The organism is Lysobacter sp. CA199 (assembly GCF_052078715.1).
Taxonomy (GTDB): Bacteria; Pseudomonadota; Gammaproteobacteria; order Xanthomonadales; family Xanthomonadaceae; genus Lysobacter.
This window is the reverse complement of the sequence record NZ_JBQJIL010000019.1, coordinates 1-11,789: the sequence shown is the minus strand read 5'-3', so window position 1 is coordinate 11,789 and position 11,789 is coordinate 1. Positions and strand designations below refer to the sequence as shown.

Annotated in this window: 4 protein-coding genes; 3 read left to right on the top strand and 1 reads right to left on the bottom strand. The window is 65.2% G+C overall.

Going from position 1 to position 11,789, the window contains the following annotated elements; translation table 11 throughout:
• Nucleotides 1-51: 51 nt before the first annotated feature.
• Nucleotides 52-549: a hypothetical protein gene (locus ACTOWJ_RS27775; protein WP_441337877.1), complete on the bottom strand. Its 498-nt coding sequence runs from the start codon at nt 547-549 to the stop codon at nt 52-54.
• 174 nt (nt 550-723) lie between these two features.
• Between ACTOWJ_RS27775 and ACTOWJ_RS27770 the strand changes: the two genes are divergently transcribed.
• Genes ACTOWJ_RS27770 through ACTOWJ_RS27760 form a run of 3 tightly spaced genes read left to right on the top strand, consistent with a single transcriptional unit; the run spans nt 724 to nt 11,666 of the window.
• Nucleotides 724-2,541: a hypothetical protein gene (locus ACTOWJ_RS27770; protein WP_441337876.1), complete on the top strand. Its 1,818-nt coding sequence runs from the start codon at nt 724-726 to the stop codon at nt 2,539-2,541.
• Between the two features lie 3 nt (nt 2,542-2,544).
• On the top strand, nt 2,545-3,969 hold the full coding sequence (locus tag ACTOWJ_RS27765; RefSeq protein ID WP_441337875.1) for a hypothetical protein: 1,425 nt from the start codon (nt 2,545-2,547) through the stop codon (nt 3,967-3,969).
• Complete coding sequence (locus tag ACTOWJ_RS27760; protein WP_441337874.1) at nt 3,966-11,666, top strand: Eco57I restriction-modification methylase domain-containing protein; 7,701 nt, start codon at nt 3,966-3,968, stop codon at nt 11,664-11,666. Before ACTOWJ_RS27765 ends, ACTOWJ_RS27760 begins: the two co-directional genes overlap by 4 nt.
• Nucleotides 11,667-11,789: the final 123 nt, after the last annotated feature.

The window sequence follows — 11,789 nt, the reverse complement described above, 5'->3', positions numbered from 1 at the left end:
GCCGCCACGGCCGCTGGGCTTCTTCCCCGGCTGGTATTGAGCGGCAGCAGGCTACCGCTCCGGCAACCCGCAGCGCTCCGGTGGGATGGCAACGTCGAAGAATTTCCGGCCGTTCGCGTCGTTGTAGTGGTAAACGACCGTCATCTTGTTTTTCAGAAACGAACGTATGGAGGGCGACTTACAGGCGCCCTGGACCAGGCGCTCTTTATACCCGTCTAGGTCGGCGCGGATACCGAGGGGATCAACGCGGTCAAAGGGGTCGACGATGCCGTCAGGGTTCGCAATCGGCGCGTAGTACCCCATGAGGGTGTAGTGGTAAGTCAGGACGCGTCCCGGCTCATGGGACACCCGATCCAGACGCGCCGTCTCATCCACCATTCGCGGCAGTTGTTGGTTGGTGAGCATGACCGCCGCAAGCAGGTCGTCACCGGTCGTCTCGTCGAACAGCGCCTCGGCCCCTGCGCGTCCGGCGAACTTGCCAACGCCCATCGCGAGCAACACGACCACCACGGCGGCTACGCCGCCGAGTATTCCCAAGACCTTTTTCATCAAGCCTCCGTTGCTTGAACCGTTCGCCTTGCCTGGGAACGCCGTAGATCGGCCGCCGCAAGTGCTGCCGAGATTGTAACCACGATCCGGAGTCTCCCTCCTTTGACTGATTTTTGCCCGGTCCTCTCGGCGGACCCGGCCGTGCTGTACGTCAGCGACGGCCACAAGACGTTTATGAACCTAGCGACTCGGACCTATGAGCTCGCGATCCAGCAAAGCGGGCAACTCGCCGGGTTCACGGCTCTGCCGACCACCTTCACGGTCAACTTCGACTACAACGCCGGGCAAGTCCCGTTTCAGCGTCCGGTGCCCCCGCGTCTGGACGCCGCAGACTTTGAGCTGCGCGTACCGCCCGATCCGGCGCGACCGCCCACGTTCGTTCCACAGACGCCCGATCTGGTCGAGTTACCGAACGAGTCTTTTCCCGCACCCACCCTGACCTATGGGCCGAAGCCTAGTGCGCTGAATCTCGTTGCGCCAACACCGCCCCGCCGCCCTGGTGCGTTAGTGGTGCCGGAAGCGCCGGGTTACGCCATGCCGGCGTTGCCGAGCTTCCTGGAACTGCATCTTCCCAACGTTCCCGACATCCGGCTGCCGCATTTCGACAGCGAGCGGCCGGTGTTTGTGGAGCCGCCGTTCAACGAGGATTGGTCGTTCTCGCCGCAGGCGTATGTCTCGGCACTGTTGAACAAGCTGCGCGGCAAGGTCGGTGCGTGGCTGGACGGCGAGGCTGCCTTGCCGCCGGCAATAGAGCGCGCGCTGTTTGAACGCGGGCGGGGCCGTATCGAGCTGGAGACGGCGGCCAACGTTGGGCAAGCGTATGAGGACTTCGCCGCGCGCGGTTTTACCCAGCCGCCGGGAATGTTGATGGCCCGTATCGACGCCGCGCGCCAAGCCGGCCAGAGCCGCCTCGCCGAGTACGCCCGCGAAGTCGCGATCAAGCAGTACGAGGAATCCCTCGCGAACATGCGCCTTGCTGTGCAACAGGGCATTGCCCTGGAAGGCGTGGCGATCAATCTGCACACCGAGGAACAGCGCTTGGCGCTGCAGGCCGCGCAGTTCCTGCGCGAGAGCGCCATCGCGGTGCTCAACGCCCGGATCAGCGCCTTCAACGCGCGCCTGCAGGCGTACCAAACCGAGGCGCAGGTCTTCGCCGAGCGCATCCGCGCGGAACTGGCGAAGGTCGAGGTGTACCGCGCCCAGATCGAAGGCGAACGCGCTCGCGGCGAGATCAACGAACAGCGTGTGCGTCTGTACGCCGAACAGATTCGTGCGCTCAACGGGCTTGCGGACTTGTACCGCGCCCGCGTCGAGGGCGTCAAAGCGCAGGCGGACGTCGAGCGATCGATCATCGAATCGTTCAAAGCCGAGGTCGATGCCTACGGCGCGCGTTACGACGCCTACGGCAAAGAGTGGGATGGCTACCGCGCGAGCGTTGAAGCCGAGAACAGCAAGGTCACGGTTCATCGCAACTTGGTCGAAGCGTTCTCCACCAAGGTGCAGGCGGTCAATGCCGGCAACGGCGCGCGGCTGGACCGCGAACGTTTGCGAATCGCCCAGCACGGCCAGCAGATCGCGGTATTCCAATCCGATCTGGAACGGATTCGCGCGCTGTTGGCTACCGAGCAAGCCCGCCTAGGCGCGGTGGGACAGCGCGCGGACGCGCAGGCCCGCATCTACAGCGCGCAGGGCGGCGTGGAGCAATCGGCCAGTGCAGCGGCCGACCGTACGTTCCAGCTCGGATTAGAGCGCGAGAACGCGCGCGTCAACACCCAGCTCAAGGCCGCCGAGATCCGCGTGCAGGAAAACATCCAGCTCACCAGCTTGTTGCTGGAAGTGCGAAAGATGCTGGCGCAAGTCATGGGGCAACTCGCCGCGTCCAGTGCGTCGGCCGTGAATTACAGCGCAGCGGTGAGCAGCTCCCGCAGCGAAGCCAAGTCGTGCAGCACCGACTTCAATTTCCAAGGCGAGATCGCCGATTCGAGTATTTAACCCGTGGCCGAAAATCCCACAATCCCGCGCCGTCGTGCGCTGAATCCTGAGTTGCAAGGCCTCAACAGCGAGTACGGCAAGCTGCGCAGTGGTTTCGATGCAGCTTCGCAGCGAAGTCAAACCCTAACGGGCGCGCGACGGCGTTTGGAAGAAACCGCCAAGCCGGAGTTGATCGTTCCGCGCAACGAGTTTCAAGCGCCCTATGAGATTTCCAAGGTGCCCAACGGCGCGCGTGCGCTGCGGCAACTGGATGGTCAGTTGGCGCAAGCAAACGCCGCGAAACAAGCCTATGCCGTGCCGTTGCAGCAAATGGCGGGAAAGTACCGCGACTTCACGAGTCGGGCGCAGACGCAAACGCTCCTGCGCAATGCGGGAGTTCCCGCGCCCGCGCCGTCCCGAGGCCTGCCGGCGGCCAATGCGCTACCGGCCACCGCGCAGACCGATCCAGGCACACGCAGTGCCAACGCCGCATCGGCATTGCCAAACGGGCCGCGCCTGCGTCCCGGCGACGCGAACACGTTTACGGGCGCGAATGGAGTCACGCGCGCCGTACCGGGTCTGCTCAATGCTTCGGCAGGTACAGCGCCCGCGCGAGTGCTACCGCCCACGATGGTTGCGCCGCCTTCGACCGCAGCGCGCGTGGCCGATACAACCCGTGGTGCGTTGGAAGGCGCGCGCGTAGCGGCATTGCAAACGCGCGTGGACGCGGGATCGATGGTCACGGACGGGTTTGGTCCGGAAGCCGAGCTGATGCGCCGCTTTGAGATTTCCCAAGGCAGCTATCAGAACAAGGGGCGACCGGGGTCGCGCGCTGCCGCTGCGCAGGCGCTGCTCGGGCAACTGGGCGCGATGAACCAAGCCAGCGCGACTGGCCAACAGGCGGCAAACGGATTGCTGCAATCGGGTGCGAGCGCGGAGAACGTTGCTAACGAGGCATTTGCGCAGCGCCGTCAGGACGCACGTCGGCTGGAGTTCGACAGCGCGACGGCGCAACAGCAACAGGCCCTTGAGGGTCAGCGTGTCCTGCGCACGCTCAACACGGCAGATGGCCGAACCGGCGCGTTGCGCCAGGACGGCAGCTTCACGCCGATCACCGACGCCACCGGTCAGGCCGTGCAGGAAGTGGTCAAAGCCGATGCAAGCGGTCGGATCACGCCGAAAGACCAACTGGATTACTTGGGCCAGCAGCAGAAGGCCGTGCTGGACAGCCTGTCGCTCGATGAAGACCAGCGCGCGCAACAACTCGCCGCGCTGGATGGGCGCGCGCAGGCGCTGTTCGCACCGCCAGCGCCCAGCACGGCGGCACCGGCCGCAGCGGCGGGGAATCCGACGCTGGATCAGTTCCTCGCGCAAGCCCGTAAGGCCAACCCCTCCGCCACTGACGCGCAGTTGACCGCGTTCTATCAGAAAAAGTACGGCACCCCATGACCGATTTGATTGATCCCTTCGACACTCCGGCCGCAACCGGGGTGGTGGACCCCTTTGCGTCCGCGCCGGCGGTGCCGGCGCAGAAAAAACCTGCCACTGGATTCTTCAGTGCCGCCGCGCGCGGCTTCAAACGCAGCCTGCCGGAAACCCAAAGCCTCTTGTACGGTGCCGGCGCGGCCTTGGCTGGCGGGGTGGGGGCAAACGGTTTGCGCGATAGCGCATTGGCGAACTACCAGCGCATCGAGCGCGAGCAGATCCAACCGCTCCAGAACGAAGCGTCGTTCAAGGGCGTGCTCGCGGGCGAGGACAGTGCAGGCGAATGGGCCGGCGACGTGCTCGGCAACTTCGGCGGTCAGGCGGTGCAGAGCTTGGCAACGGCAGCGGCCGGCGCAGCGATCGGCAGCGCCGCGCCTGGTGCGGGCACGGCGGCCGGCGCGGTGGGCGGACTCGTCGCGCGCGGCGCGGCTAAGAAGCTGATTACCGAGTCGGTCGAATCGTTGGTTGCAGATCAGGTGCGTAAGGGCATCGGCCGCGAGGCCGCCGAAGCGGCGGGCAAGGTCGCGTTGCAGCGGCGCTTGCAGCAGATCGGTGGCGCAACCGTGGCGGGTTTTGGTTTGAACACCGCGCAAGAGGCCGGTATCGCGTACACCGGCCGCGCGGATGATGCGGCGGCAGCGGGCGAAACGCTCGATGCCGGCGACGCGTGGCGCGCGCTGGGCGCGGGCGCCGTTGCCGGTGCAGTGGACAGCGCCGCGGAAGGTATCGGCGTCGGCCGCTTGCTCAAGGGTGCATCCAGCAGCCCGCGTGTCGCGCGCCGGTTGTTGGCGGGTGCAACGCAAGGCACGATCACCGAAGGCGGAACAGAGGGCGTTCAGGCCGCTCTGGAGAGGTGGGGCGCACAACGCGACCTAACGGGAAGCGAGGCGACCGACGACTACATCGAGAACATCGCGGCCGGTGCCTTGGGCGGTGGCGTCATGGGCGCGGCAGGTGGTGTGCGTCGATCGCTACCCGAAGGCCAGCCGCCGAACGCGCCTGTACTCGCCTTGCCGTCTCCGGTGATTACGGTCGACGAATTGGGCGAGGCCATCACGCCGGCCCAGGCCTTCGCCCAGCAGCAAGCTGATGTCGAGTTCCTGCGCCGCCGCCAAGCGGTGGATCTCACGGCCAACGTCAACCCCGCCCGACCGGGCCACCCGGCAGCGGTCCCCAACATTGATGCGCTGGACGATGGCGGGCCGATGGGTGCGTTGCAGTCGCTGGCCGGCGAAAAGATGAGGCTGAATCCACAGGCGCTCGCGCCGGGGATGCCGCCGACGCTTGCACTGCCCCCGCCCGAAATCACCATCAACGAGGCGGGTGAGGCCGTCACGGCGGCGCAGACGTTCCAGCAACAGCAGGCCGACGCCGAGTTCGTGCGACGCCGTCAGAGCGCGGGTCTCACGGCAGACGTCAATGAGGCGCGCGCGGCGCATCCGGGCGCGGCCCCTAACGAGGGGGCCACAGTAGGCGCGACACCGCAGCGCCCGATGCGGCGGTTGTCTATCCAAAAGGGGCCACGAGAGGGGTATCTCAATCCCGGTGCGTTCGTTCGGGACGCCGGTCTTCCCGATCCGAACAACGGCCCGCTGTCGCGCGCAGTCAATGTCGCCGCCGAACACGGTGCGCTTCAAAACGGTGCCGATAGTGCGCAAGCGGAACTCGGCGTGCTTCCGCCGACGCGTGGCCTGGAGTCGCGCGGTGCCGTTGGAAATTCGGGTCTGCCCGCTTCGGCGCGTCGCAACGCGTCATTGCCGAATCGCGGTATTGAATCGCGCGCTGGCGTGGAAGCGCCCGCAACCCTGGACCCCGCCAACGTGACGCGCGTGCGCGATTACCTCACTGCGCAAGCCGACCGTGGGCCGCTGCCGAAGACCGAGCAACTGGTGGCGGTGTTTGGCATGAACAAGCGCTCGATGAGTGAGCTGCGTAGTGAGGTGCTGGTTGAGCGTCGCAAACGCATGCAAGCCGAAGACGATGCGTTACGCGAGGCCCGCACCATCGCACCAGCCAGCAACAACGCGCCTCAGACCGCCGATGGCGGGGTGCGTTCGCCCGGACCTGCAATTGAACAAACTACCGCTGCGATCTCTTCCCCGCCCGGTGTGGAGACGAGCGCGGTTGAGGACGCTTCGACGCCGCAGCGGGTGGAGTCGACGACCCGTCCTGCTGATTCGCAAGCGTCCGATCCAACCTCGGTTGCGGTAACGCCAGCGCCGCAACCGCGCGCTCCCGAATCTACGGTCGCTGCCGGCGAGAGAGCCGTCGAAAGTCAACCAACGGCAACGGCAAAACCTGAGCCCGAAGCTCCAGCGGCGGCGTCCACGAATGAATCGTTCGCCGTGCCTTCAGACGCGCGCGGCGCGGTTGGGGAAGGTCCGCAGAACAATGAGGCCATGCGCAGCGTGACGGCGGTCGGTCCATCCGTAGCGCCATCGGAATCCAGTGCAGCTGTTCGATCTAGCTCGCAGCCGAGTGCGGGCTCGTCCGCTGCCGACTTCGTGCGGGTGCGTGATGTATACGGCGACTCCCACCGCGTGCGTGCGACCGATCTGAGTGGCACACGCACCATGTTGCCGACCTTCAACGCCACCGGCCAGCGCAGGCTGGGTCGCTCAGTGCTGCGCGACAACCTCGATCAAGACGGCAGTCGCGCGCGTGAAACGTGGAAAGACGTACGCGAGATTACCCGTAGGGGAGCGACGTCGGCTGAGAACGAAGGGTTCCGTTCTCGCCGCGCCGCCTTGGCCGCCATCGAGCAGCACGGGCAAGCGCCCGAAGACTTCGATTTGGTGTCGCGGGGTGGCGGTCTGGTGCCGGTGCGCAAGCGCTCCACCCCGTCCTCTGAAGCGTCCACGCCATCGGCGGCTACCCCCACGAACGCGCCGGACGATAGCGTCGATGCAATGCCGCCTGCAGGCTCCCCAACGCGCGTGTCGGCGGTTTATGATTCGCCGCCGAACGCCAAGGAGCAGCACGATGGGCAACTACCTGAATCAAGTCATCAAAGCGATCGGTCGGGAGAACTTCCAGACGCTGAACGCGAGCGACCTGCCGCTACTGGACATGTGGAATCTGCTGGAGATTTGGTACGTGGGCAGCCCGAAGAAGTTCCGGCAGCTCGTGGGAAGCGGCGAACTCGTGCCGCTGCTGACGGGAACGCACCGGCACGCCCTGGAAGACGCAAGCGAGACTCGGCTGACGAACCTGCATCTGACGCCGAGCGAGTGCCTGGAAGTGGCCGGACTACCGCTCAAGCTGTAACCGCCCCTGCGGACTTCGCGCTGACCGACGAACTGGAGTTTCAGGGCGTCGGCGATGTCAAAAAGTTCAACCAAAACCTCAATGCCATCCGGGTACTGAAGGCCGTCGAGGCGCGCGGTACGCCGGCGACGCCGGAGGAACAATCGGCCCTGGCGCGCTACGTCGGTTGGGGCGGTCTACCGCAAGCCTTCCGCCATCCCACCACGGGGGCGGTCAAGAAGGGCTGGGAACAACGCGTGGCCGACCTAACGGCAGCGTTGTCTGCCGAGGAGTTGGCCGCCGCCGGCCGGTCCACGCAAGACGCACACTACACCGCCCGCAACGTCGTCGACGCAATGTGGGATGCCGTGAAGCGGCTCGGGTTCACGCACGGTCGTGTGCTGGAGCCCAGCCTGGGCACCGGCAACTTCTTCGGCCGGATGCCGGCGTCGCTGCGCACCGCGACACAGCGTACGGGCGTGGAGTTAGACCCGATCACCGGGCGCATCGCACGCCAGCTGTATCCCACCTCGACCGTGCAGGTTCGCGGCTTCCACGAGCTGCGCACCGTGCCCGAGAGTTTCGATCTGGTCATCGGAAATCCGCCGTTTGGCGCGCAGTCCGTCCACGATCCGCAATACCCGGACCTGTCGCGTTTCAGCATCCACAACTACTTCTTCGCCAAGTCGATTGCCGCGTTGCGACCGGGCGGCCTGTTGGCGATGGTGGTGTCCAATTCGTTCTTGGACGCGAACACGCGCACCACCCGTCAATGGATCGCCGAGCGCGCGCGCTTCCTGGGCGCGATTCGACTGCCGCAAACTGCGTTCGCCAAGAACGCGGGTACCAACGTCACGACCGATATCGTGTTCTTGCAGCGACTGGCAGAAGGCGAGACCGCAAACCCCGAGGACTGGGTGCAGGTCGGCGAAGCGCGCGATGAGGCAGCGGGACAATCGTTCGCGTTGAACCGCAGCTTCCTCGATCATCCGGAACGGATGTTGGGTCGCATGGCGTGGAGCACCCACACCGCGCACGGATCGCAGGGCGCCGTGTTGGAAGCGACGCCGGGTGTGGATCTGACGCAAGCCCTGGCCGACGCGGTATCGGTGTTGCCCGAGGCGGTCTACCGTCCGCCCGGTATCAGCATCGAGCAAATGGAACGCGACGCGCGCGACGCGGAGCAGACCGCTGAGTCCGCCACCGCGCCGCCCGCTAACGTCAAGGTGTACGGCTACTACGTCGATGCCGATGGCACGCTGCGCCAGCGACAGCCCGATCACAACGGTCAACCCACACACGTCGAAGCAGGACTCAAGGCCGGCGAAGCCCAACGCGTTCGCGGCATGGTTGGCATTCGCGACGCGATGCGACGCTTGCTCGCCGCGGAACTGCGCGAGGCTACTACCGACGCCGAATTGGCCGAGCTGCGCGCGGAGCTGAATCGGGTCTACGACGCGTTTACCAAGGAATCTGGCCTGCTGACGCGCGATGTGAACAAGCGGGCCTTCCGCTCCGATTCCGACGCGCCGTTGCTGCTGAGCCTGGAGCGGGACTACGACCGGGGCGTCTCGCGCGAGGCCGCGAAGAAAAGCGGCGGGACCGCGCGTGCCGAGTCGGCGAAGAAGGCCGATTTGCTGAGCAAGCGCGTGCAGTACCCGGTCAAGCCGGTGACGAAGGTCAGCGACGCCAAGAGCGCGATGCTCGCCTCGCTGAATGAGCGCGGACGCATGGACATGGACTTCATGCGCGCGCTGTACCCCGACACCACCGCCGACGATCTGATGCGCGAGCTGGGCGATCTGGCCTATGCGGCTCCGGACGGCACCTTGGAGTCATCCGACGCGTACCTGTCGGGCAACGTCAAAGCCAAGCTGGCGGCGGCGCGCGCGGCAGCAGACGCGGACAACGCCTATCGCCGCAATGTGGACGCCTTGGAGAAGGTGCAGCCGGTCGATGTGGACCCCGCCGACATCTTCGTCCAGCTGGGAACACCGTGGATTCCGACCAGCGACTATGCCGCATTCGCCAAGGAGACCTTTGAAGGCACTTTGACCGGGCAGCACGTCGCAGCACTGGGACGCTGGATGGTCAAGGTCAAGAGCCAGAACAACGTGCTCAATCACGACCGGTGGGGGACCGCACGGATGGGCGCGGATGAGTTGATGGCCGCGTTGATGATGAACAAGTCGGTGACGGTGTACGACGCCAGCGGCTCGCGGGACAAGCCGCCGATACTCAACAAGGACGCGACGGCGGCGGCGCAGGGTAAGGCCGCTGAGCTGGCGCAGGCCTTCGGCGACTGGATCTGGAAAGACGTGGACCGGCGTGAGCGCCTGGCGCGGCATTACAACGACACGTTCAACACGAACGTAGAGCGTCGTTTCGATGGCGCGCACATGAGCTTTCCGGGCATGGCGCGCGGCATCCTGGCCAACGGCGAGCTGCGGCCCCATCAATCCGGCTTCGCTTACCGGATGATTCAGGACGGCGTGGCCCTGGCCGAGCATGTGGTCGGCGCGGGCAAGACCTACGCATCGATCGCGGGCGTGATGGAGATGCGCCGCCTGGGCCTGTGGCGCAAGCCCATGATCGTCGTACCGAACCATCTGGTCGACCAATGGTCGGCCGACTTCCTGCGGCTGTATCCCGGCGCGAATGTCCTGGCGGCCAGCCGTCAGGACTTTGAGCGCGGCAAGCGGCGTCAGTTGTTTGCGCGTATCGCGACGGGCGAATGGGACGCGGTGATCGTCGCGCATTCCTCGTTCGGGTTTATCCCGCTCCCAAGCGATGCCGAAGCGAACATCCTGGAGACCGAGGTTCAGGAGATCGGCGAAGCCTTGGACGCGATCCGGGATGGCGAGGGCAAGAACTCGCTTTCGTTCAAGCAGCTGCAAAAGCGCAAGGACCGCATCACGGAGCGACTGGACCGCATCTCCGAGCGCGGTCGCGACGACCTGCTGGATTTCGCCGAAGTCGGCGTGGACGCGCTGTTGGTCGATGAGGCGCACGAATTCAAGAACCTGTTCTTCGTCACCACCCAGCGCAACGTCGCCGGCCTGGGCAGCCCCGAGGGTTCTAAGAAAGCCTTCGACCTGTTCGTGAAGATGCGGTACTTGGAAGGCGTCCACCAAGGCAAGAACCGCGTGTTTCTGACGGGTACGCCCGTGTCGAACACGCTGTCGGAGGTTTATCACTTCCAGCGCTACCTGCAATACAACGCGCTTCGCCAGCTCAACGTGACCCAGTTCGACGCGTGGTCGAGCACGTTCGGCGCGATGGTCACGGACTGGGAGATGGATGCAGCGGGCCGGTTCAAGGAGAAGAAGCGCTTCAGCAAGTTCGCCAACCTGCCCGAGCTGCGCACGCTGTGGCGGCAGTTTGCCGACACGGTGACGCGCGCGGACCTGATGCGCGACGCGCAGGCACAAGGCCATCGCTTCCCACTGCCGAAGATCAAGACCGGTGGTCCGCAGAACATCGTCGTCGCGCGCTCGCCGTTGCAAGCGGCCTACATCGGCATTCCGACGCGGCAGCTGGATGGCAACGGTCAGCCGTTGTTGGACCCGGAGACGGGTGCGCCCAAAGAGCGGTATCCGCGCGATTCGATCATCGGGCGCATGGAAAACATGCCGAAAGACCCGAGCATCGATAACTTCCTCAAGGCGACGGGCGATGCGCGCAAGGCCGGGTTGGACTATCGCTTGGTCGATCCTTCGGCCCCGGACTTTGCCGATTCAAAGATCAACATCGCTGCCGGCCATATCGCTCGGATCTGGCGAGCCTGGACACCTCGGCGTGGCACCCAATTGGTGTTTTGCGATTTGTCGGTGCCGGCATCGGCGCGGGGTCGCGCGACCGAGGCGGCACAAGCGAAGGGACCGACGTGGTTCGTGCGCAACGACGCTCAGCAGCTGGAGCATGTGGATGGGGTCAAGGTCGCGTTGTCGGCATGGCCGGATCGGGTGTTCTTTCTGCAAAAGCGGCGAGGCGCGCAGGCCGTCATCGATGCGGGCTCCGGCGCGACGGTTGCGCGTGACGTGAAGCGGCAGGACGCGATTGACTTGGCCAATGCCAAGCTGGCCAAAGATCGTGATGCATGGCAACGCAGGTTCGACACCGATGCCATTCCGGCCGAGGACATTGATGCCTATGTCGCGCGCTGGGAAGCCGAGCAGGAGGCCAAGGAAGGCGACGCCAATGAAGCAAGCGATGAAGAAGGCGAGTCCGCGCAGGCGGTGGTCAGCCTGGACGAGCTGCTGGCCGATCAAAGCCGCTTCAGCGTCTACGACGACCTGAAGTCCAAGTTGATCGCGCAAGGGATTCCCGTCGATCAGATCGCTTTTATCCACGACTACGCCACCGATCAACGCAAGGCGGATCTGTTCGCGAAGGTCAACCGCGGCGACATCTGACTGGCCTGCGTTAACTGGTCCAGAAGTAAAGTTAGTTTAAGCGGCTAAACGTGGATGTGCACTTGCGTTGGCAGGCATGAAGGCCTCGGGCGCTGGTGGTCTGTAGTTCAAGGCGCTGTGCGG